Raw genomic sequence first — 21,194 nt, 5'->3', positions numbered from 1 at the left:
CGTTTCGATTCGTACGTGCTGGGGCGGGGGCGGGCACCCTCGCTCCGGGACACGCCGCAAGTACGTCCATGTAGGCTACTCCACGGCATCCATGCCGTGGAGTGTCCCTACGGAGGGTACCCGGCCCCCGCCCCTGACGGATGGTCGCAATGCGGACCGGAGAGCAACGGCAAAAGCGTGCGTTGGCTCATTGTCATGCGTCACCGCGTGTTGAACGTTTCAGGGCCGTCGTCTGTCGACCGACGCTACCAGGCTCTGTGCACGGGTTTTGATTTCCGGTGGCCACCGATCGCCTGTCGGGGCGGGTCGGGGTGGGCTGGAGGGGGCGTGAGCCGCATGGATGCGGCGACCGAGCTTACAGGGACGTACTTGCAGCGTCCCCCGGAACGCCCGCCCCGACCCGCCAAGCCAGCGAACCCTTGAACCGAGGGCTGTTCGCGGGAAAGTTGCATTGACCGGGAGGCCAACATGACCGAAGTCACGGCACACGGTAAACTTCCGGCGTGAATACTCCTACCTATACCGCCCAGCAACTCGCCGAGCAGTTTGGCCTGCAGGTCCATGGCGACGGTGCCACCGCCATTCAGGGCGTGGCCACGCTTGCCCATGCCGGACCCGGCCAGCTGACCTTCCTGGCCAACCCGCGCTACCGCAGCCAGCTGGCCGACAGCCAGGCCGGCATCGTGGTGCTGCGCGCCGACGACGCCGATGCCGCCCCCGGTACCGCGCTGATCGCCAAGGACCCCTACACCACCTTCGCCAAGATCGCCGCGCTGTTCGACATCGCGCCGCTGCGCGAACCCGGCATCCACCCCAGTGCCATCATCGACCCGGCCGCCCAGGTCGCCGCCAGCGCCCATATCGGTCCGTTCGTCACCATCGGTGCGCGCAGCGTGGTCGGTGAGAACTGCATCGTCGGCCCCGGCAGCGTCATCGGTGAGGACTGCAGCCTCGATACCGGCTGCGAACTGATCGCCCGGGTCACCCTGGTCACCCGGGTCAAGCTCGGCAAGCGCGTGCGCGTACACCCCGGTGCCGTGCTCGGTGCAGACGGCTTCGGCCTGGCCATGGATGCTGGCAGCTGGATCAAGGTGCCCCAGCTCGGTGGCGTGCGCATTGGCGACGACTGCGAGATCGGAGCCAACACCTGCGTCGACCGCGGTGCGCTGGAAGACACCGTGCTCGACAACGACGTGCGCCTGGACAACCTGGTCCAGATCGCGCACAACGTCCAGATCGGCGCGCACTCGGCCATCGCCGGCTGCACCGGCATTGCCGGCAGCGCCAAGATCGGCCGTTACTGCCTGCTCGGCGGCGCGGTCGGCGTCGTCGGCCACCTCGAAATCTGCGACAAGGTCGTCATCACCGGCAAATCGGTGGTGCGCAACTCCATTACCGAGCCGGGCGAGTATTCCTCCGGCACCCCACTGACCGACAACCGCACGTGGCGCAAGAACGCCGCGCGCTTCAAGCAGCTTGATGCCCTGGCCCGTCGCATCCTGTCTGTGAGCAAGGAGAAGGAATGAGCCACGAACAGAAGCTGCCGGACATCACCCAGATCCAGGCATTGATCCCGCATCGCTACCCGTTCCTGCTGGTCGACAAGGTGCTCTCGATTGACTACGAGAAGCGCACCATCGTTGCCACCAAGAACGTCAGCATCAATGAACCGTTCTTCCAGGGTCATTTCCCGAGCCAGCCGATCATGCCCGGCGTGCTGATCATCGAAGCCATGGCCCAGGCCGGTGGCGTGCTGACCCAGCTCACCCTGGGCCGCGATGCACAGTCCAAGCTGTTCTACATGGTCAAGGTCGACAAGGCGCGCTTCAGCCGCCAGGTGGTGCCGGGCGATGTGCTGGAAATGCACGTGGAAATCAAGCGCGTGATCCGCAACATGGCGGTGTACGACTGCGTGGCCAAGGTCGACGGCGAAGTGGTCGCCTGCGCCGAAGTGCTGTGCGCCGGCACCCGAGAATGATCCAGGCAGGAGACCTGCAATGACCGACAACGCTCCTCTCATCCACCCCACCGCGGTCATCGACCCGTCGGCGAGCTTGGCTGCGGATGTGCGCGTCGGTGCGTTCTGCCTGATCGGTGCCGACGTCGTCATTGGCGAAGGCACCGAGATCGGACCGCACTGCTCGATCCACGGCCCGACCCGGATCGGCCGCAACAACCGCTTCATCGGCCATGTTGCCGTCGGTGGCGAGCCGCAGGACAAGAAATACGCCGGCGAGCGTACCGAACTGGTGATCGGCGACGACAACGTGTTCCGCGAGTTCGTCACCCTCAACCGCGGTACCGGCGGCGGTGGCGGCATCACCACCATCGGCAACGGCAACTGGATGCTGGCCTACACGCATGTGGCGCATGACTGCCATGTCGGCAACAACTGCGTGTTCTCCAACAACACCACCCTGGCCGGCCATGTCACCGTGGGCGACTACGTGATCATCAGCGGCTTCGCTGGCGCGCACCAGTTCTGCCGGATCGGCGCGCACGCCTTCCTGGGCATGGGCGCGCTGACCAACGGCGACGTACCGCCGTTCACCATGGTCGGCAGCGACTCGCTCGGCCGTCCGCGCGGCATCAACAGCGAAGGCCTCAAGCGCCGTGGCTTCGATGCCGAGCGCATTGCCAGCATCAAGCGCGCCTACCGCACGCTGTACGTGGCCGGCCTGCCGCTGGCTGACGCGAAAGTGCAGCTGGCCGAACAGGCCAAGACCAGCAGCGACGTCAAGGACCTGCTGGACTTCATCGAGCAGGCCGAACGGCCGCTGCTGCGATGACGGGTACGGGCAGGCCGCTGCGGATCGCGCTGGTGGCCGGTGAAGCCTCCGGTGACCTGCTCGGTGCCGGGCTGATCCGTGAACTGGCACAGCGATTCCCCGATGCCGAGTTTGCCGGCATCGGCGGTGATGCCATGCGCAACGCCGGCTGCCTGACCTGGTTCGATGCCAGCGAACTGGCGGTGATGGGCCTGACCGAAGTGCTGCGCCACCTGCCGCGGCTGCTGAAGCTGCGCAAGGAGTTCCGCACTCGTGTGCTGGACTGGCAGCCAGACGTGTTCATCGGCATCGACGCGCCGGACTTCAACCTGGGCGTGGAGCGCTGGTTGAAGGAACGCGGCATCCGCACCGTGCACTACGTGAGCCCGTCGGTGTGGGCGTGGCGCGAGAAACGCGCGGAGAAGATCGGGGCCAGCGCGGACATGGTGCTGTGCCTGTTCCCGATGGAACCGCCGATCTATGCCAAGCATGGCATCGATGCACGCTTTGTCGGCCACCCGATGGCCGACGACATCCCGCTGCACAGCGACCGCGAGGCCGCGCGTGTGGCGTTGGGCCTGCCATCCAATGCCAAGGTGCTGGCGGTGCTGCCAGGCAGCCGCCTGGGCGAGATCAGCAAGCTGGGCCAGGCGTTCTTCGAGGCGGCCTGGCAGGTTTCCGAACGCATCCCCGGCCTGCACGTGGTGGTGCCGGCGGCCAACCCGGCCTGCCGACGTCTGATCACCGAACAGCTGTCGCGCTCGGCGTTGCCGGTGGCGTACTCGCACGTGCTGGATGGTGAGGCGCGCACCGCGATGATCGCCGCAGACGTGGTGGTGCTGGCCTCCGGCACCGCGACGCTCGAGGCGATGCTGGTGAAGCGTCCGATGGTAGTGGGCTATCGCGTGGCGGAGCTGACTTACCGGATCGTGAAGGCGCTGGGCCTGATCAAGGTGGACCGCTTCGCGCTGCCGAACATTCTGGCCGGCAAGGATCTTGCGCCGGAACTGATCCAGCACGACTGTGTTCCGGACCAACTGGCAGCGGCGATCCTGCAATGGTTCGACCACCCGCAACGCGGCCTGGACATCCAGCCGACCTACCAGAAGCTGCATCACCAGTTGCGCCAGGACGCATCAGCACGCGCAGCTGATGCGGTGGCTGAGTTGCTGAACCGCCCGGCGCAGGGTGGCGCAGCGGCATGAGCCGTCGGCACGCAGCCGAAGCATCGTTGGCGCTGTTCGACAGCGCGGCGTTGGCGACCGTGGCCCCGCGTTACATCGCGGGGGTGGACGAAGCCGGTCGAGGTCCGCTGGCGGGCCCGGTGGCGGTGGCCGCCGTGGTGTTCTGCCCGGATCGCCCACGCCTGAACGGGCTGGATGATTCGAAGCAGCTGACCGCGCTGCGCCGCGACGCGCTGTTCGACAAGATCCAGCAGCGCGCGTTGGCCTTCCACATCGTGCTGGTGGACGTGGATGAGATCGATACGCTGAACATCTTCCAGGCCACGATGGCGGGCATGCGCCGCGCAGTGGAAGGCGTGGCGCACGTGGCCCAGTTCGCCCGCATCGACGGCAACAAGATCCCCAAGGGCCTGCCCTGCCCGGCCGAAGCGCTGGTCGGCGGCGACGCCCTGGACCGCGCGATCATGGCCGCCTCGATCCTGGCCAAGGTCAGCCGTGACCGCTACATGCAGCAACTGCATGAGCAGCACCCCCATTACGGTTTCGACCAGCACAAAGGCTACGGCACCCCCGCCCACCTGGCCGCCCTGCGCCAGCACGGCCCCTGCCCTGCCCACCGCCGCAGCTTCGCCCCGGTCCGCGACTGCCTGGCTCCGTCGCCCGCGCTCGCCTAAAACCTCCGCAGCCCGCATACGTAGAGCCGGGCTTGCCCGGCTGCTGTTGGATTCAGGCGAACAGCCTGTGGTCATCGGTTTCAGAGTTTGGGCGCACCGGGGTGGGTTTGCGGGACACGCCGTAAACCCGTCCATGGGGGCTCGTAGAAAACATCCATGTTTTCTACGGTCCCGCAAACCCACCCCGGCACGCCCCAGACAGAGGGTCGGTGGCCAAAGAAGTTCAAAACCCATCCGCGCTGCCCCGGTGGGATCGGTCGACAGACGATCGCCGTGAAACGGGCAACATCCGGTAACGCATGACCCCGAATCGGCACCGCCGTTGACGTGGCATTTCCCATGGCCGCCGGCCATGTGTCGAAGGGCCATCGGATGGGGGGTACGGGACCGTCAAAAACATGGATGTTTTTGACGAGCCCCCATGGATGGGTTCACGGCGTGTCCCGTACCCCCCATCCGATGGCCCCAAGCACGTAGACCCGCAGCCCACGGCTGTGCTCTGGCTCTGGCTTCTGGCTGCAACCTGACTGTCAAGACCTTGTCCGGGTGCGCCCGCGCGGATACCCTGACCGCGCATTACATTGGCCCGGCATGTCCACTTCCCGTTTCGTACATCTTCACGTCCACACCGAGTTTTCGCTGGCGGATTCGACTATCCGTGTCCCGGCGAAACCGGATCAGGCTGACCCGAAAAAGGCCAAACAGGCCAATCTGCTCAGCCGTGCCGTCGAACTGCAGTTGCCGGCCCTGGCCGTCACCGACCTGAACAACCTGTTCGCGCTGGTCAAGTTCTACAAGGCCGCCGAGACCGTGGGCATCAAGCCCATTGCCGGTGCCGACGTGATGATTGCCGAAGAAGGCATGACGCCGTGGCGGATGACCCTGCTGTGTCGCGACCGCGAAGGCTATCTCAGCCTGTCACGCCTGCTCACCCGCGCCTGGATGGAAGGCCATCGGCCGGAAGGCGGCGTGGCCGTGCATCCGGACTGGCTGAAGGCCGGCTGCCATAACCTGTTTGCGCTGGCCGGGCGCGAGAGCCTGGCCGGTCGATTGGCCGGTGAAGGCCGGCATGACCTTGCCGAACAGCAGCTCGCCGACTGGCAGCGCGTGTTTGGCGATGGCCTGCACCTGGAACTGACCCGCACCGGGCGCGAGGGAGAAGAAGCCTTCAACCAGTTCGCGCTGATGGCCGCCGGCCAGCGTGGCCTGCCGGTGGTGGCCAGCAACGACGTGCGCTTCCTGCGCCCGGACGACTTCAGCGCGCATGAGGCGCGCGTGTGCATTTCCTCCGGCCGCGTGCTGGATGACCCCAAGCGCCCGCGCGACTACAGCGAACAGCAGTACCTGAAGTCGCCCGAGGAAATGTGCGCGCTGTTCGCCGACATTCCCGATGCCATCGACAACACCCTGGCGCTGGCTGAACGCTGCAACGTGGAAATGCGGCTGGGCACCTACTTCCTGCCCAACTACCCGGTGCCCGACAACGAGACCCTGGACAGCTGGATCTGCAGCGAGTCGCGCAAGGGTCTGGAAGCGCGCCTGGAAAAGAACCCGCTGGCCGAAGGCAAAACCCGCGAAGACTACTTCGAGCGGCTGGAATTCGAGCTGTCGACCATCATCAAGATGGGCTTCCCGGGCTACTTCCTGATCGTGGCCGACTTCATCCAGTGGGGCAAGAACCAGGGCATTCCGATTGGTCCGGGTCGTGGTTCCGGTGCCGGCTCGCTGGTGGCGTGGGCACTGCAGATCACCGATCTTGATCCGATTCCGTACAACCTGCTGTTCGAGCGGTTCCTCAACCCCGAGCGCGTGTCGATGCCCGACTTCGACATCGACTTCTGCATGGACCGCCGCGACGAGGTCATCGACTACGTCGCGCGCAAGTACGGGCGTGAGCGCGTCAGCCAGATCATCACCTACGGCACCATGGCCGCCAAGGCGGTGGTGCGCGACTCCGGTCGCGTGCTCGGCTTCCCGTATGGCCTGGTCGATGGCGTTTCCAAGCTGATTCCCAACATCCTGGGTATTTCGCTCAAGGACGCGATGGGCGAAGGCAAGGATTCGGAAATGGCCTCGCCGGAGTTGATCCAGCGCTACCAGTCCGAAGACGAAGTGCGCGACCTGATCGACCTGGCGCGGCAGCTGGAAGATCTCACCCGCAACGCCGGCAAGCACGCCGGTGGCGTGGTGATCGCGCCGGAGCCGCTGGCCGAGTTCTGCCCGCTGTTCGCCGAACACGACGAAGGCGGTCGTGGCCGCAACCCGGTGACCCAGTTCGACAAGAACGACGTCGAAGAAGTCGGCCTGGTGAAGTTCGACTTCCTCGGCCTGCGCACGCTGACCATCATTGACTGGGCAGTGAAGGCGATCAACAAACGGCATGCGCGCGCCGGCATTCCGCCGGTGGACATCACCGCCCTGCCGCTCGACGACGCGCCCACCTACAAGGACATCTTCGCCAACGGCAACACCGGTGCGGTGTTCCAGTTTGAATCCTCGGGCATGCGCCGTCTGCTGAAGGACGCGCGCCCCGACCGTTTCGAAGATCTGATCGCGCTGGTGTCGCTGTACCGCCCCGGCCCGATGGACCTGATTCCCTCCTTCAACGCGCGTAAGCACGGCCAGGAAGAGATCATTTATCCCGATCCGCGCACCGAAGCCATCCTCAAGGACACCTACGGCATCATGGTGTACCAGGAGCAGGTGATGCAGATGGCGCAGATCGTCGGCGGCTACTCTCTGGGCGGCGCGGATCTGCTGCGCCGAGCGATGGGCAAGAAGGTGCCGGCGGAAATGGCCAAGCACCGTGAGATCTTCCGCGAGGGTGCGGCCAAGGGCGGCGTCGACGGTCCCAAGGCCGACGAAATCTTCGACCTGATGGAAAAGTTCGCCGGCTACGGTTTCAACAAGTCGCACGCCGCCGCGTACGCACTGGTCAGTTACCAGACCGCCTGGCTCAAGCGTCACTACCCTGCCGAGTTCATGGCCGCGACGCTGTCGTCGGACATGGACAACACCGACAAGGTGGTCGGCTTCCTGGCTGAAGTGCGCAACCTCGGCCTGACCGTGCTGCCGCCGAAGGTCAACGAATCGGCGTACATGTTCGAGGCCTCCAGTGCCGACACCATCCAGTACGGCCTGGGTGCGATCAAGGGCGTGGGCCAGGGCGCATGCGAAGCGGTGGTCGACGAGCGCATCGCCAAGGGACGCTACGAATCGCTGCTGGATTTCTGCATGCGCATCGAGTCCGGCAAGCTCAATCGCCGCACGCTAGAGGCGATGATCAACTGCGGCGCGCTGGATGGCCTGGGCAAGAACCGCGCCTCGCTGATGCTGCAGTTGCCGGAAGTGCTCAAGGCCACCGACCAGATGTCGCGCGAGAAGGCCTCTGGCCAGAACTCGCTGTTCGGCGCGCCGGACCCGGTCAGCACCGCGATGCAGCTGGACCTGCCCGAAGCGAAGGAATGGGCGCTGGCGCAGCTGCTGGAAGGCGAGCGTGAAACGCTGGGCTTCTACCTCAGCGGTCACCCCTTCGACCCGTGGGCGGAGGACGTCAAGGAACTGGTCGGCACCGACCTGGGCATGCTGGAAAAACTCATTCCCCCGGCCCGCCCCAGCAAGGACGGCGAAAAGCGCGCCTGGCGCCAGGAAACCCCGGTGATCCTGGCCGGGCTGGTGGTCGGCGTGCGTCGCAAGGGTGAAAGCCAGATCTTCATGCAGCTGGAAGATGGCCGTGGCCGGGTCGAGTGCAGCGCCTTCTCCGACGGCTTGGCCGAATTCGGCCACCTGATGACCAAGGACCGCATCCTGGTGGTCAAGGGCGGCCTGCGCGAGGACGAGTTCAACGGCGGCTACGCGCTGCGCATCCGCCAGTGCTGGGATTACGAGGAAATCTGCGCCAACTACGCGACCCGGCTGTCGCTACGCCTGGACCTGCGCCAGGGCGACCCGGTCTGGAGCCGCGTGAATGCGCTGCTGGACCGCCATCGCCCCGGCCGCACGCCCCTGCGCCTGGACCTGCTGCTGGGCTCGCCGCAGGGCCCGGTGGCCGGCATGCTCGACGTGGGCGGCGAGACCGCCGTACGCGTGGACAGCCAGCTGGTGGACGCGCTGCGGGCCGATCCGGCCGTGCGCACGTTGAAGGTCCGCTACAGCCCGCCCTGGGCGAATTGACCCACCAGACGACTGCGTACGGGGTATTTCGACGCATTCGGCTACACTTTCCCTCTTTACTTCACGACGGCTTCCGATGAATCCGAACTATCTCGACTTCGAGCAACCCATCGCTGATCTGGAAGCCAAGATCCAGGAGCTGCGCAGCGCCAGCGCCGGCCCGGCGGTCAATGTCGAGGCCGAAGTACACGCCCTGCAGGACAAGCTGCGGGTGCGCACCGCGCAGATCTTCCGCAACCTGACCTCGTGGCAGGTGCTGCAGCTGGCGCGCCATCCGCAGCGCCCGTACACCCAGGACTACATCCGCATCTTCTGTGACGAGTTTCAGGAGCTGGCGGGCGACCGCGCTTTCGCCGACGACAAGGCGATTGTCGGTGGTCTGGCCCGCATTGGCGGCCGCCCGGTGATGCTGATCGGCCACCAGAAGGGCCGCGACACCAAGGAAAAGATCAAACGCAACTTCGGCATGCCCAAGCCGGAGGGTTACCGCAAGGCACTGCGCCTGATGAAGATGGCCGAGCGCTTCGGCCTGCCGGTGCTGACCCTGATCGACACCGCCGGTGCCTGGCCGGGCATCGACGCCGAATCGCGCGGCCAGTCCGAAGCGATTGCACGCAACCTGATGGAAATGGCCGAGTTGAAGGTGCCGGTGATCTGCACCGTGATCGGCGAAGGCGGCTCCGGCGGCGCACTGGCGCTGGGCGTGGGCGACCGCACCATCATGCTGGAGTACAGCGTGTACTCGACCATCAGCCCGGAAGGCTGCGCCTCGATTCTGTGGAAGGACGCGGGCAAGGCCAAGGAAGCGGCCGAGCAGCTGGGCCTGACCGCGCCGCGCCTGAAGGGCCTGGGCCTGGTCGACAAGGTGGTGCGTGAACCCACCGGCGGCGCACACCGCAACCCGACCGCGATGGGCAAACGCCTGAAGGCCGTGCTGCTCAACGAGCTGGATGCTCTGGAGAAGCTGTCCACCGAGGACTTGCTGCAGAAGCGCTACGAGCGCCTGCGCAGCTATGGTGCCTACGAAACCGCCTGATTGGCGGTGTTTGCGGCAATAAAAAACCGGGCCAAGCGCCCGGTTTTTGTTTACGTGATTGGCCGACATCCCGGGGACACGCATGGCGTGTCCCTACAGGTCGCGCGACCAAGGATCGTAGTGACACGCCATGCGTGTCAAAGCCATGATCCTGCGCACGTAGACCAGCCATGCGTGTCCGCGCGGCTCCGGATTGATCAGAACGGCTTGGCCAGCACCAGCCACACCACCCCGATGAACAGCACCAGCGGCAGCTCATTGAACCAGCGCAGCGCGCGCGAAGATGGCAGCGTTTTTCCCTTCACTGCACCCTTCAACAAGCGCCCGGTCCAGGTGAAGTACACCAGCAGCAGTACCACCAGCCCCAGCTTGGCATGCAGCCAGCCGGCCGCCCCCGGTGCCACCATGGTCGGGAAATCCGGGAACACCCGGTAACCCAGCCACAGCACCAGGCCCAGCACCAGCGCGATGCCGAACATCATGTGGCCAAACCGATACAGGCGCAGGCCCATCAGCTGCAGCCGCTCCACCACCGGCAGTTGCCCGGCGGTCTCGCTCAGGTTGACCAGGATGCGCGGAAGGTAAAACACCGATGCCATCCACGCCACCACGAACACCAGGTGAAAGGTCTTGACCCAGTAATAGGACTGCATGCGCTTGCTCCGGCGGCTGGCGTGGAATGTCGTTCATTTTCACCCATTCCCCCGATCCGCGCATGCGCGACGCTTTGACGCACGCCGCTCCGCTACCATGGCGTCCGTTTCCGGCCATTCCCCTGCACGCATGACCAAGACCTACGACCACGCCTACTTCCAGCGCTGGTACCAGCCTGACCAGACCGGCGGGGCCGCGCGGCTGGCACGCAAGGTGGCGCTGGCGGTGGCCACGGCCGAGTACTACCTGGAACGCCCGATCCGCACCGTGCTGGACATCGGGGCCGGCGAGGCGGCGTGGCGTGCGCCCCTGCTCAAGCTGCGCCCGCGGGTGCAGTACATGGGGTTCGACAGCAGCGAATACGCGGTGCAGCGCTTCGGGCGCAGCCGCAACCTGCACCCGGCGCGGGTGGGCGACTTTGCCTGGCTGCGCCCCTGCCCGCCGGTGGACCTGCTGGTCTGCGCCGATGTGATGCACTACGTGCCCAGCCGCGAGCTGCGCCCGGCCCTGGCCGGCTTTGCCGAACTCACGGCCGGGGTGGCCTTCCTGGAGGCGTTCACCGCCGAGGACGAGTTTGAGGGTGACCATGAAGGCTTCCAGGCGCGGCCCGCCGGTTGGTATCATCGGCACCTGAAGGCGGAAGGTTTTACCTCGCTGGGCTCGCATTGCTGGCTGTCGCCGGCGTTGGCCGGCCACGCAGCGGCATTGGAACGCGGGGGCTGAACGGGCAATGGCAGCCGTTCAGCGGGGCAAGCCCCGCTCTACGGTGGCGCATTAAGGTGGCAGCCTCTGCTTTGCGGTATGCTGCGCGGCAACATATGACCATACATATTCGGACGCCATGCTCTACCAGCTGCATGAGTTGACCCGCAACATGCTCGCCCCGTGGGTGCACCAGGCCCAGGCCAATGCCAAGTTCTTCGCCAATCCGGGCCACTGGTGGTCGCAGATGCCCGGTGCCGATCGTCTGGCGGCGGTGAACGAGCTGTTCCACCGCATCGGCAAGGATTACGAGAAGCCCGAATGGGGCATCAACGAAATCGAAGTGGACGGCGAGCGCGTGCCGATCGTGGTCCACGAAGAGGTCAGCAAGCCGTTCTGCAAGCTGCTGCGCTTCAAGCGCCACAGCAACGAAGCCGACCAGCTGCACACCATGCTCAACCAGCCGTTCGTGCTGGTGGTGGCTCCGCTGTCGGGCCACCACGCCACGCTGCTGCGTGACACCGTGCGCACCCTGCTGCGCGACCACCGCGTGTACGTGACCGACTGGGTCGACGCGCGCATGGTGCCGGCCAGCGAAGGCGAGTTCAGCCTGGACGATTACATCGCCTATGTGCAGGAATTCATCCGCCACCTGGGTGCGGAGAAGCTGCACGTGGTCAGCGTCTGCCAGCCGACCGTGCCGGTGCTGGCGGCGGTGTCACTGATGGCCAGCCGTGGCGAAACCACGCCGCGCACGCTGGTGATGATGGGTGGCCCGATTGATGCGCGCTGCAGCCCCACCGCAGTGAACAACCTGGCCACGCAGAACCCGCTGTCGTGGTTCGAGAACAACGTGATCCACACCGTGCCGCCGGGTTACCCGGGTGTCGGCCGCCAGGTGTATCCCGGCTTCCTGCAGCACGCGGGATTCCTGTCAATGAACCCCAGTCGTCACTTCAGCTCGCACTGGGACTTCTATGCCGACCTGGTGAAGGGCGACATGGAAGACGCCGACGCGCACCGTCGTTTCTACGACGAGTACAACGCGGTGCTGGACATGCCGGCACGCTACTACCTGGACACCATCCGCGTGGTGTTCCAGCAGTTCCTGCTGCCGCGCGGCGAGTGGTTCGTCAACGGCGAGCGGGTGGATCCGGGCGCGATCACCGGCACCGCACTGCTCAGCATTGAGGGCGAGCTGGACGATATCGCCGGCCTGGGCCAGACCGAAGCGGCGCAGGCACTGTGTACCGGCATTGCGGAAAAGCACCGCGAGCATTTCATCGTGGAAGGCGCGGGTCACTACGGCATCTTCAGCGGCCGTCGTTGGCGCGAAACCGTGTACCCGAAGGTGCGCGACTTCTTCGCCGCGCATGCGCAGAAGGCGGTGAAGCCGAAGAACGTGACGCCGATCCGCAAGAAGGCCGGCTGACGGGGGTATCGACCAACGGTCGATACCTACCGCCGCTCGTATCGACCAACGGTCGATACCTACCGCCGCTCGTATCGACCAACGGTCAATACATGCCCGGTAGGTGATGACCGTTGGTCATCACCGCCTTACAGGCGCACCAGCAGATGCTTGGCCATCTGCCCATGCAGATACCCCACCCCGCGCGCCAGGTGCAGGGTGCAGAACAGAAGCACCACGCCCACGATGGCCAGCATCGGCATCGCCCACAGCGGCAGCAGCAGCAATTCGCTGTCGATGTAGATTCCCCCGCTTCCATTCAGCGCCAGCAGCGAGGCCACCGGTGCCCAGATGAAGACCAGCGACGCCGACAGCAGGGTGACCGCCACGCTGAAGTAGACGATGCCCAGCGGCAGCATCAGCACGAAGTACAGCATCGTCAGCCAGGTGCGGCCGTCGGTGAACATGTCGCCGATGCGCTGCAGCCAGCTGCGACTGCGGTCGGCATAGCGCGGCCGGCGCGGCATGCGCTCACCCAGCAGCACTTCCACCAGCCGCCCCTCCAGCAGCGCCAGCCCGCGCACGGAACCGAAGAAAAGCACGGTCAGCGGAATACCGATGATCAAGATCATCAATCCCAGCGACAGCGACAGTCCGGTGATCACCCAGGTGAAGAAGAACGTGCCGGTGGCCAGCGACAGCAGCATGTAGAACAGTGAGCCGTAGGTGCGCGGCTCCAGCGCGACGCCGAAGAAGCGCGCCAGCGCCGAGCGGTGCGGGACCGGTGCATCCGACGACGTCACGCTGGCGCTCCCGGCTGCTGCTGCGGCTGCGACAGCGACGCCGCCCGGTTCCGTCGCCGGCACCACCCGTGCAATCGGGCGCACGCTCGCGCTGGGCGTGCGCAGAGCTCGGTTCACGGTGATTTCGGTTTCGCGGTAGATCTCGGCCACTTCCTCCGGCGCGCCATAGCTGCCGGCGACGTCAGCAATCACCTCGGCCTCGCTGCGGCCCGGCTGTGCGGCCAGCTCCGAACGCAGGTACTCCTCGGCGTCATACAGCGCGTCCTGCACCATCGCCGGGTCGGCGTCATGCAGGGCTGCGCGCAGCTGGGCCAGGTACTGCGGAATGGTGGTCGGCAGGCCTGTTCCCGCCGTGGTCTGTTCGTTCATTGCAGTACCCCCTCCAGTACAGAATCGACGGAATCCCGGGTGGCGCGCCAGGCGGCGGTCCACTCCGCCAGCACCTCACGACCACGTTCATTGATGCGGTAGTAACGCCGCGGTGGCCCGGCCACCGACGGCTCGATCTGGCTCTCCAGCAGCCCGGCACCTTCGAGGTTGCGCAGCACCGGGTACAGCGCACTCTGCTTGCCGCTCAGCACGCCTTCTCCGACCCGCTCCAGCTCTTTGGCGATCAAGTAGCCGTACAGCGGCTCGCCGGCCCGTGCCAGCACGGCCAGCAGGGCCAGCGACACGGTGCCAGCGCTGAGTTCCTTCTGAAACTTCTTGAGGTGGGCGTCGTGCTCGCTCATGACGTTCTCCGCTAGCGTGGAGTCCACACTAGTGTGAAGTCAGCTATAGCGAACGTGCCGTTAGTCACCCTGTCGGCGGGCAGGGGTGGCTGGCGGGCCGCCCGGTCGATCACGCAGAATCGAGGCACTTCCTTGAAAGGGTCCGCCATGTCGCCACGTCGTCCTGCCCTGCTCGCCCTCGCGCTCGCCTGTCTGCTGCCCGGCCTGGCCAGCGCCGCTACGCCCTACCGCAGCGCGCAGCAGATCCTGGACGCCTCGCCGGCCAGCGACTGGCGCACGCCGGACCCGGCCAACCTGCTGGTGATGAACCTAGCCTCGGGCCAGGTGGTGATCGAACTGGCCCCCGCGTTCGCGCCGCAGCACGTGGCCAACATCCAGATCCTGGCGCATGAGCACTTCTGGGATGGCGAAAGCATCTACCGGTCGCAGGACAACTTCGTGGTGCAGTTCGGAGATGCCGATGCGGACGATGCGGCGAAGGCGAAGCCGCTGGGCAGCGCCAAGCGCAAGCTGCCGGCGGAGTTCCAGCGCGACAGCAAGGGCTTGAAGGTCACGGTGCTGCCGGACAAGGACGGCTGGGCCGACCATACCGGCTTCGTGGACGGCTTCCCGGTCGGCCAGGACACGGCCAACGGCAAGACCTGGCTGGCGCATTGCTACGGCGCGCTGGGCGCGGGCCGCAACAATGATGAAGACAGCAGCATCGGTGCGGAGCTGTACGTGGTGACGGGGCAGTCGCCACGTCAGCTGGACCGCAACATCACCGTGGTGGGCCGGGTTTTGAAGGGCATGGAACTGCTGAGCGCGCTACCCCGCGGACCGGCCCCGATGGGCTTCTATGCGGACGCATCACAGCGCACACCGATTGTCTCGATCCAGCGCGTAAGCGACCTGCCGGAGTCACAGCGTCCGACGCTGCAGGTGTTGCGCACCGATTCGAAGACCTTCATGGACACAGTGGAAGCACGGCGCAATCGCGTGGACGATTTCTACAAGCGCGCGGCCGGGCATATCGACCTTTGCAACATTCCGGTGCCGGTGCGGTGATTCTCTGATTGCACGGTCTACGTGTCGCCGGGCGTTGCCCGGCTGCCGTTTGTTTTGGGCGAACAGCCGGCGGTCATCGGTTCTCTGTGTTGGCGGATCGGGACGGGCGTTCCGGGGGACGCTGCAAGTACGTCCCTGTAAGCTCAGTCGCCGCATCCATGCGGCTCATGCCCCCTCCAGCCCATCCCGACCCGCCATCGACAGGCCATCGGTGGCCAACGAAGATCAAGACCCGTTCGCAGTCCCGGTGGGATCGGTCGACAGACGATCGCCGTGAAGCCCCCAACATCCGGTAACGCATGAGCCCGGATCAACATCGCCGTTGATTCGGCATTTCCCATGGCCACCGGCCATCTGTCTGGGGCGTGCCGGGGTGGGTTTGCGGGACCGTCAAAAACATGGATGTTTTTGACGAGCCTACAGGGATGTATTCACGGCGTGTCCCGCAAACCCATCCCGGCACGCCCAAACACGGGAACCGATGACCGCCGGCTGTTCGCACAGATCCAACAGCAGCCGGGCAAGCCCGGCTCTACGCGGAGCGCTGCGAGACCGCGACGCTGCCGAGGATCAAGGCACCGGCGATCAGCATGGCGAGGGTGACCGGTTCGCCGAGGAACAGCCAGGCGAAGGCTGCGCCGAACAACGGAATCAGGTACGTCACCGTGGAGGCACGGGCCGGGCCTATGCGGCCGATCAGGCGGTAGAACATCAGGAAGGCCAGCCCGGTGCAGAGTACGCCCAGCGCGACCGCGCAGGCCCAGGCGTTGAACGGCACCGCTGTCTGCGGCCAGTGCGTGATCGCCATCGGCAGCATCCACAGCGAGGCACAGCCCAGCGTTGCAGCAGCGGCCGCCGCCGACGGCAGGCCGGTCATGTGGCGCTTCACCAGGTTTACGCCCAAGCCGTACAGCAGCGACGCCGCTGCGCCTGCGATCACCGCCGCGCCAATGCTCAACCCGCTCACCTTGGCCGTGGCCAATACCACCACGCCGGCAAAACCCACCAGCAGCGCGATCGCCCGACGCATGCCGATTTTCTCGCCAAAGAACAGGAACGCGATCAGCGCCGCGAACAGCACCGTCATCGCGTTGCAGATCGCGCCGATCGCCGCCGGCGCGCGCTCGGCCGCGTAAGCGAACAGCACAAACGGCAACGCCGAGTTGATCAGACCAATGGGAGCCAGCCACAGCCAGCGCCGTGCCGGGAACAGCGCGCGCGCCTTCCACAGGAACGGCAGCAGCACCAGCGCACCCAGCACCAGGCGTACCTCCACCAGCGCGTAGGGGCCGAAGGACGGCACCGCCACCCGCATGAACAGGAACGAGCAACCCCAGATCGCGCCCAGCAGGGTCAGCTCCAGCGGGGTGCGCCAGTCGCGGCTCTGGGTGGCTGCAAGGTCCGCACTCATGACGCAGGCTCCGAAAGGGGGTGACACAGCATCCGCCCGCGCTCAACCCCTTGCAAGCGCGTAGTATCGCTGCCAGCCACAAATCAGATTTGGGTCTTGCCGATGATTCTGCGCCCTGCCCTGCTGCCCGCCCTGGGGGTGTTCGCGGTCGCCGCCCGCCACCAGAATTTCGCCCACGCCGCCGAGGAACTTCACCTCACTGCCAGCGCGGTCAGCCACCATGTCCGCCGGCTGGAAGCCCTGCTCGGCACCGTGCTGTTCCAGCGCCAGGCACGCGGCGTGCGTCTTACCGCCGAAGGCCGACAGCTGGCCGATGCGGCCGCGGCCGCGCTCAGTGACCTCAATGCGGTCGCCGCCAACCTGCATCCTCAGGCCGACATCGTGCCGCTTCGGGTCACCACGATTCGCTCGCTGTCCTACTGCTGGCTGATTCCGCGGCTGCCGCGTTTCACCCGGCTGCATCCGCGCCTGCGCATCGAACTGCAGACCAGCAGCGAACTCACCCGCTTCGACGAGAATGGTCCGGAACTGGGCATCCGCTACGGCCTGGGTCAGTGGCCAGGGCTGACGGCCCACCACCTGATGGACGACGAACTGTTCCCGGTCGCCTCGCCCGCCCTGCCCGGCGTATCCGCACTGCATGCACCCGAACAGATCGCGCAGCTACCGCTGGTCAGCGACATGTCGCCGCAAGGCTGGCGTGACTGGTTCCGTGCCGCCGGTGTGCGCGGCCTGGATCTGGCCACGCCCCATGTTTTCAGCGACAGCACCGACGCCATGCGAGGAGCGGTGTATGGCATCGGCGCGGTGCTCGCGCGCAAGCACATTGCCCAGCCCTACCTGCAGCGCTATGAACTGGTGCGCCTGCCCGGACCCGCGCTGAAAGCCCGCTATGCGTACTACGTCGTGCACGCCGAGCACCGCCCGCTCAGCCCGGTCGCGGTTACGTTCATGGACTGGCTCAAGCGGGAGGCCCAGGACGAACGCACGCCGATTCCCGCACTGCCGGAGGAATTGATGGGTATCGCACCCGACCCACGGTCGGGCGCTACCGGCTGACCTGCATCATCACCCATTCTTGTCCATCCGCTGGCTAGGCTGGAACTCCCGACTCCCCCGAGAAGTTCCCATGGCTTTGTTGCGACTCAGAATCACCGGCACTGAAGACGACGCCCGCGCGATCAGCGACCTGTTGCAGAGCATTGACGGCATCGAGCACGTCGAGGAAACCGATGACCTCATGCCGCACATGGACGACGATGATTCCAGTTCGGCGGGGCTGTCCGATGACATCGGCCCGGGCATTCATGAGCTGGAAGTGGAGGTCGGCAATGAATACACCACCCAGCGTGTGCGCGATGCGGTGGAGGCGCTGGCACGCGAGCTGGATGTGTTCGTGGAATACGAGCACGACGAGGGGTGAGGTTGGCCGCCGGCGGAGTGGCACGACCAACGGTCGTGCCCTACCGGTCTCGTGACCTCCGGTAGGTATCGACCGTTGGTCGATACCTCAGGACACCTTCCGCGCGCGACGGCGACGACGCCACAGCGCCAGCACACCCCACACGAATGCCCCACCCACCACCGCCACCGGCACCAGGGCCGCCACGGCACGGATCAGGAAGGCGATGCTCTCGGTGAAGATCGTCCCGGCATCACCGAAGGCTTCGCCAATGGCACTGCGATTGCGTTCACCCGAGGGGGCATTGAAGCGCACGGTCACCAATTGCGTGTCGATACGGCGCCGCTGGTTGGCCGCGTCCTTGTTGGCCTGCTCCACCCCAGCCTCGATCTCCGACAGGCGCTGCGCAATCACCAGCAGGTCGGCCATCTTGACGTCCTTGCCGTCCTGATACGCCAGCAGACGCTCATGCTCCTTCTGCAGACGCGCCTTGGTCAGCGCGGTGTCGGCCACCTGCTGGGCCAGATCCTCGGCCTGGGTGTTCCGCGAGGCAACTTCACCGCCCTCGCCGGCCAGGTTGATCAAGGGCTCCACGCCCTTCGGGGCGACCCGGAAGCGGACCGAACCGGACGGATACTCACCGCCCTCCTGCTCCACCCGAAGCACCGCGCAGTCGCCGAACCGCGCTGATTGGCAGGCCTCGGCAATCTGCTTGACCCGTGGCGCAATCTGCGCAGCTTCCAGCTTGATGTTCAGTGTGTGCTCGTAGGCCAGCATCGCGCCTTCCGGCGATGCGATGGTGGCTCCGGCGGCCGACGCTTCCGCCGCCATTTCACTGACCTTCTTGCTGCAGCCCGCCACAGCCAGTACCAACATCCCTGCCACGGCGCATCCGCGCCACGTCATCCGTGTTCTCACATCTTTGCTCCGTCAAAGTGGGTGATCTTCAAGCCATCCAGCGCCAGCTCCGGCAGGCAGCGCACATTCACCGCCGCCATCGCCTGCCCGCTGCGCGGGTCCACGCCCTCGCTGAACGGCGCAATTCCGCAGGTGGCGCAGTAATGATGCTCCAGATGGTGCTTGTTGAACTGGTAGGTACCCAGCCGCGCTGGGTCCGTGTTCAGGGTCAGCGCCGAGCGCGGTGCGAACCACAGCAGACCGCCTCGGCGGCGGCACAGCGAACAGTTGCAGTCGACCACGTCGACGATCGGTTCGTCGGTGTCGACGGTGAAGGCGATATTCCCACAGTGACAGCTACCCTGGTACTGCATGGCACCCTCCACCCTGCGCTGGAAAGCGCCATGGTAATCCAATGGCACGGGCGGGCCCGCCCACGGCCGGCCTATGCTCGGCGATTACCCACAGCACAGGATCGCCGATGCGCCAGCATCTTCTTGCCCTTGCCCTGATCGCCGCCCTCGGCGGTTGCCAGCAGGCCGACGCCCCCACCGCCCCGACCGGCACCGAAGCCGCGGCCAGCGCCGGCGACGCGGCGACCGATGCCGCCTTTGCGGACCTGTCCAAGCGCGCCCTGGACACCTGGATGCAGCTGTCGCCCGTCAGCGCCACCCAGATCGGCGACCATCGCTACGACAGCGAGATCGACGACCTCAGCGCGGCCGGGCAGCAGAAGACGCTGGCCGCCTACAAGGGCCTGCTGGCCGACCTGGACAAGGTGGACGTGAGCAAGCTCGGCCGCGAGAACCAGGTGGATGCGGCCATTCTGCGCAACCAGTTGCAGTCGGAAATCTGGAATGCCGAAGTACTGCAGTCCTCGAAGTGGGACCCGCAGCTGTACAACGGCGTTGCCGGCAGTGCGCTGTATGGCCTGATGGCACGCGAATTCGCGCCGCTGCCCGAACGCCTGAAGTCGGCCACCGCGCGCATGGAAAAACTGCCGCAGATCTTTGCCCAGGCCCGTGAGAACCTGGACCCGGCACGCGTGCCGAAGATCCATGCCGAAACGGTAGCCAAGCAGAACAAGGGCATCCTGAGCATCGTCGATACCTTCATCACCCCGCACATCGGCGAACTGCCGGCGGAAGACGGCAAGCGCCTGCAGGCGGCCATCGAGGGGCTGAAGAAGGCCGTCGCCGAACAGCAGACCTGGCTGGACACCACGCTGGTGCCGAACGCCAAGGGCGACTTCCGCATCGGTGCGGAACTGTACGACCAGAAGCTGAAGTTCGCGCTGAACTCGTCGCTGTCGCGCGCCGAGATCGGCGAACGTGCCCGTGCCGAACTCAAGCGCGTGCGCGGCGACATGTACGGCATTGCCCAGACCGTGCTGAAGGACAAGCCGGGTGCGCCGGCCCTGCCAGCCAACCCGACCGACGAGCAGCAGCAGGCGGCTATTGAGGCGGCGCTGGAACTGGCGTACGCCGAAAAGCCGGCGCGTGACAAGGTGGTGGAAGACGCCAAGGCCGCCCTCGCCCAGTCGACCGAGTTCGTGCGCAAGCACGACCTGATGACCCTGCCGGATGCACCGGTGGACATCATCCTGATGCCGGAGTTCCAGCGCGGCGTGGCAGTGGCCTACTGCGATTCGCCGGGTCCACTGGACAAGAACCTGAAGACCTTCTACGCGGTGTCACCGATTCCGGACGACTGGACCGACAAGCAGGTCGACTCGTTCCTGCGCGAATACAACAGCCGCATGATCCACCTGCTGAGCATCCACGAAGGCACCCCGGGCCACTACCTGGAAGGCTGGCACTCGGGCAAGTTCCCGTCGACGCTGCGCGCGGTGCTGCGTTCGGGCCTGTTCGCCGAAGGCTGGGCGGTGTACACCGAGCGGATGATGCAGGAGCAGGGTTACCTGGACAACGACCCGCTGTTCCATCTGGTGCAGCTGAAGTTCTACCTGCGCACCATTTCCAACGCGATCCTGGACCAGGGCGTGCACGTGGACAACTGGACGCGTGATCAGGCGATGCACCTGATGACCCACGACGCGTTCCAGCAGGAAAGCGAAGCGTCGGGCAAGTGGGTGCGCGCGCAGCTCACCTCGGCACAGCTGCCGACCTACTTCGTTGGTGCGCAGGAACACTTCGACACCCGCAAGGCAGTGCAGGAAAAGCAGGGTGAGAAGTTCAACCTGAAGGCCTACCACGACCAGATGCTGTCCTACGGCGCACCGCCGGTGCGCTTCGCGCGCCAGCTGATGCTGGGCCAGCCGATCGAGTGATGTGATGAACA

18 protein-coding genes and 1 pseudogene are annotated in these 21,194 nt (G+C 65.8%); 13 read left to right on the top strand and 6 right to left on the bottom strand.

The features are described from left to right. Positions 1-503: 503 nt before the first annotated feature. The 7 genes and pseudogenes from lpxD to PDM29_RS13810 all read left to right on the top strand — a co-directional run bounded on the left by lpxD (position 504) and on the right by PDM29_RS13810 (position 9,835). Positions 504-1,526: a UDP-3-O-(3-hydroxymyristoyl)glucosamine N-acyltransferase gene (gene lpxD / locus PDM29_RS13840; protein ID WP_311190682.1), complete on the top strand. Its 1,023-nt coding sequence runs from the start codon at positions 504-506 to the stop codon at positions 1,524-1,526. Further along, complete coding sequence (gene fabZ / locus PDM29_RS13835) at positions 1,523-1,978, top strand: 3-hydroxyacyl-ACP dehydratase FabZ (RefSeq protein ID WP_311190681.1); 456 nt, start codon at positions 1,523-1,525, stop codon at positions 1,976-1,978. The genes lpxD and fabZ overlap by 4 nt, the downstream gene beginning before the upstream one ends. 19 nt (positions 1,979-1,997) lie before the next feature. Beyond that, the gene (gene lpxA, locus PDM29_RS13830; protein WP_311190680.1) at positions 1,998-2,789 is read left to right on the top strand and encodes an acyl-ACP--UDP-N-acetylglucosamine O-acyltransferase; all 792 of its coding nucleotides are present in this window, start codon (positions 1,998-2,000) and stop codon (positions 2,787-2,789) included. An 8-nt stretch (positions 2,790-2,797) separates the two neighbouring features. After that, positions 2,798-3,973, top strand: a pseudogene (gene lpxB, locus PDM29_RS13825) (lipid-A-disaccharide synthase); the annotation flags it as partial. Then, the gene (locus PDM29_RS13820; protein WP_311190678.1) at positions 3,970-4,626 is read left to right on the top strand and encodes a ribonuclease HII; all 657 of its coding nucleotides are present in this window, start codon (positions 3,970-3,972) and stop codon (positions 4,624-4,626) included. The pseudogene lpxB and the gene PDM29_RS13820, both read left to right, overlap by 4 nt. Positions 4,627-5,217: 591 nt before the next feature. After that, positions 5,218-8,799: a DNA polymerase III subunit alpha gene (gene dnaE, locus PDM29_RS13815; RefSeq protein ID WP_311190677.1), complete on the top strand. Its 3,582-nt coding sequence runs from the start codon at positions 5,218-5,220 to the stop codon at positions 8,797-8,799. 76 nt (positions 8,800-8,875) lie between these two features. Beyond that, a complete protein-coding gene (locus PDM29_RS13810; RefSeq protein WP_282298036.1) occupies positions 8,876-9,835 on the top strand; it encodes an acetyl-CoA carboxylase carboxyltransferase subunit alpha in 960 nt (319 codons plus the stop codon). Between the two features lie 197 nt (positions 9,836-10,032). Here PDM29_RS13810 and PDM29_RS13805 read toward each other — a convergent pair whose 3' ends face one another. Beyond that, positions 10,033-10,488, bottom strand: a complete 456-nt coding sequence (locus PDM29_RS13805; RefSeq protein ID WP_311190676.1) for a CopD family protein — start codon at positions 10,486-10,488, stop codon at positions 10,033-10,035. 130 nt (positions 10,489-10,618) lie between these two features. Here PDM29_RS13805 and PDM29_RS13800 point away from each other — a divergent pair, with 130 nt between their 5' ends. Together PDM29_RS13800 and PDM29_RS13795 are read left to right on the top strand one after the other, a co-directional pair. Continuing rightward, positions 10,619-11,212, top strand: a complete 594-nt coding sequence (locus tag PDM29_RS13800) for a class I SAM-dependent DNA methyltransferase (RefSeq protein ID WP_311193789.1) — start codon at positions 10,619-10,621, stop codon at positions 11,210-11,212. 118 nt (positions 11,213-11,330) lie between these two features. After that, positions 11,331-12,623 (top strand): polyhydroxyalkanoate depolymerase, encoded by a 1,293-nt coding sequence (locus tag PDM29_RS13795; RefSeq protein ID WP_311190675.1) that lies wholly within the window; start codon positions 11,331-11,333, stop codon positions 12,621-12,623. 128 nt (positions 12,624-12,751) lie between these two features. On the opposite strand, the gene PDM29_RS13790 is transcribed toward PDM29_RS13795, so the two are convergent. Further along, positions 12,752-13,774 carry a sensor domain-containing protein gene (locus PDM29_RS13790; protein ID WP_311190674.1) on the bottom strand — a complete coding sequence of 341 codons (1,023 nt, stop codon included), beginning with the start codon at positions 13,772-13,774 and terminating at the stop codon, positions 12,752-12,754. Next, positions 13,771-14,136: a PadR family transcriptional regulator gene (locus tag PDM29_RS13785; RefSeq protein ID WP_311190673.1), complete on the bottom strand. Its 366-nt coding sequence runs from the start codon at positions 14,134-14,136 to the stop codon at positions 13,771-13,773. The genes PDM29_RS13790 and PDM29_RS13785 overlap by 4 nt, the downstream gene beginning before the upstream one ends. A 147-nt stretch (positions 14,137-14,283) precedes the next feature. Between PDM29_RS13785 and PDM29_RS13780 the strand changes: the two genes are divergently transcribed. Next, positions 14,284-15,183, top strand: a complete 900-nt coding sequence (locus tag PDM29_RS13780; RefSeq protein WP_311190672.1) for a peptidylprolyl isomerase — start codon at positions 14,284-14,286, stop codon at positions 15,181-15,183. A gap of 532 nt (positions 15,184-15,715) precedes the next feature. On the opposite strand, the gene PDM29_RS13775 is transcribed toward PDM29_RS13780, so the two are convergent. Beyond that, the gene (locus PDM29_RS13775; RefSeq protein ID WP_311190671.1) at positions 15,716-16,594 is read right to left on the bottom strand and encodes a DMT family transporter; all 879 of its coding nucleotides are present in this window, start codon (positions 16,592-16,594) and stop codon (positions 15,716-15,718) included. 102 nt (positions 16,595-16,696) lie between these two features. On the opposite strand from PDM29_RS13775, the gene PDM29_RS13770 reads away from it, so the two are divergent. Further along, complete coding sequence (locus tag PDM29_RS13770) at positions 16,697-17,653, top strand: LysR substrate-binding domain-containing protein (RefSeq protein ID WP_311190670.1); 957 nt, start codon at positions 16,697-16,699, stop codon at positions 17,651-17,653. A gap of 70 nt (positions 17,654-17,723) precedes the next feature. Next, positions 17,724-18,017 carry a hypothetical protein gene (locus tag PDM29_RS13765; RefSeq protein ID WP_282295191.1) on the top strand — a complete coding sequence of 98 codons (294 nt, stop codon included), beginning with the start codon at positions 17,724-17,726 and terminating at the stop codon, positions 18,015-18,017. Positions 18,018-18,104: 87 nt separating this feature from the next. Here the strand turns inward: PDM29_RS13765 and PDM29_RS13760 are convergent, their stop codons facing one another. Further along, positions 18,105-18,872 carry a DUF4349 domain-containing protein gene (locus PDM29_RS13760; RefSeq protein WP_311193788.1) on the bottom strand — a complete coding sequence of 256 codons (768 nt, stop codon included), beginning with the start codon at positions 18,870-18,872 and terminating at the stop codon, positions 18,105-18,107. 38 nt (positions 18,873-18,910) lie between these two features. Continuing rightward, positions 18,911-19,267: a GFA family protein gene (locus PDM29_RS13755; protein ID WP_311190669.1), complete on the bottom strand. Its 357-nt coding sequence runs from the start codon at positions 19,265-19,267 to the stop codon at positions 18,911-18,913. A gap of 107 nt (positions 19,268-19,374) precedes the next feature. On the opposite strand from PDM29_RS13755, the gene PDM29_RS13750 reads away from it, so the two are divergent. After that, the gene (locus tag PDM29_RS13750; protein ID WP_311190668.1) at positions 19,375-21,183 is read left to right on the top strand and encodes a DUF885 domain-containing protein; all 1,809 of its coding nucleotides are present in this window, start codon (positions 19,375-19,377) and stop codon (positions 21,181-21,183) included. The last annotated feature ends 11 nt before the right edge of the window (positions 21,184-21,194 follow it).

It is taken from the genome of Stenotrophomonas oahuensis (genome assembly GCF_031834595.1).
Classification (GTDB): Bacteria; Pseudomonadota; Gammaproteobacteria; order Xanthomonadales; family Xanthomonadaceae; genus Stenotrophomonas; species Stenotrophomonas oahuensis.
This window is presented reverse-complemented; position numbering and strand designations above follow the sequence as displayed.

Bases quoted from the DNA above. Each gene is read 5' to 3' on its own strand.
- lpxA (WP_311190680.1), top strand. From the start codon at position 1,998: ATGACCGACAACGCTCCTCTCATCCACCCCACCGCGGTCATCGACCCG.
- PDM29_RS13790 (WP_311190674.1), bottom strand. From the start codon at position 13,774: ATGAACGAACAGACCACGGCGGGAACAGGCCTGCCGACCACCATTCCG.
- PDM29_RS13795 (WP_311190675.1), top strand. From the start codon at position 11,331: ATGCTCTACCAGCTGCATGAGTTGACCCGCAACATGCTCGCCCCGTGG.
- PDM29_RS13820 (WP_311190678.1), top strand. From the start codon at position 3,970: ATGAGCCGTCGGCACGCAGCCGAAGCATCGTTGGCGCTGTTCGACAGC.
- PDM29_RS13770 (WP_311190670.1), top strand. From the start codon at position 16,697: ATGATTCTGCGCCCTGCCCTGCTGCCCGCCCTGGGGGTGTTCGCGGTC.
- fabZ (WP_311190681.1), top strand. From the start codon at position 1,523: ATGAGCCACGAACAGAAGCTGCCGGACATCACCCAGATCCAGGCATTG.
- PDM29_RS13765 (WP_282295191.1), top strand. From the start codon at position 17,724: ATGGCTTTGTTGCGACTCAGAATCACCGGCACTGAAGACGACGCCCGC.
- PDM29_RS13800 (WP_311193789.1), top strand. From the start codon at position 10,619: ATGACCAAGACCTACGACCACGCCTACTTCCAGCGCTGGTACCAGCCT.
- PDM29_RS13755 (WP_311190669.1), bottom strand. From the start codon at position 19,267: ATGCAGTACCAGGGTAGCTGTCACTGTGGGAATATCGCCTTCACCGTC.
- PDM29_RS13810 (WP_282298036.1), top strand. From the start codon at position 8,876: ATGAATCCGAACTATCTCGACTTCGAGCAACCCATCGCTGATCTGGAA.
- PDM29_RS13785 (WP_311190673.1), bottom strand. From the start codon at position 14,136: ATGAGCGAGCACGACGCCCACCTCAAGAAGTTTCAGAAGGAACTCAGC.
- PDM29_RS13775 (WP_311190671.1), bottom strand. From the start codon at position 16,594: ATGAGTGCGGACCTTGCAGCCACCCAGAGCCGCGACTGGCGCACCCCG.
- PDM29_RS13805 (WP_311190676.1), bottom strand. From the start codon at position 10,488: ATGCAGTCCTATTACTGGGTCAAGACCTTTCACCTGGTGTTCGTGGTG.
- PDM29_RS13750 (WP_311190668.1), top strand. From the start codon at position 19,375: ATGCGCCAGCATCTTCTTGCCCTTGCCCTGATCGCCGCCCTCGGCGGT.
- dnaE (WP_311190677.1), top strand. From the start codon at position 5,218: ATGTCCACTTCCCGTTTCGTACATCTTCACGTCCACACCGAGTTTTCG.
- PDM29_RS13780 (WP_311190672.1), top strand. From the start codon at position 14,284: ATGTCGCCACGTCGTCCTGCCCTGCTCGCCCTCGCGCTCGCCTGTCTG.
- PDM29_RS13760 (WP_311193788.1), bottom strand. From the start codon at position 18,872: ATGTTGGTACTGGCTGTGGCGGGCTGCAGCAAGAAGGTCAGTGAAATG.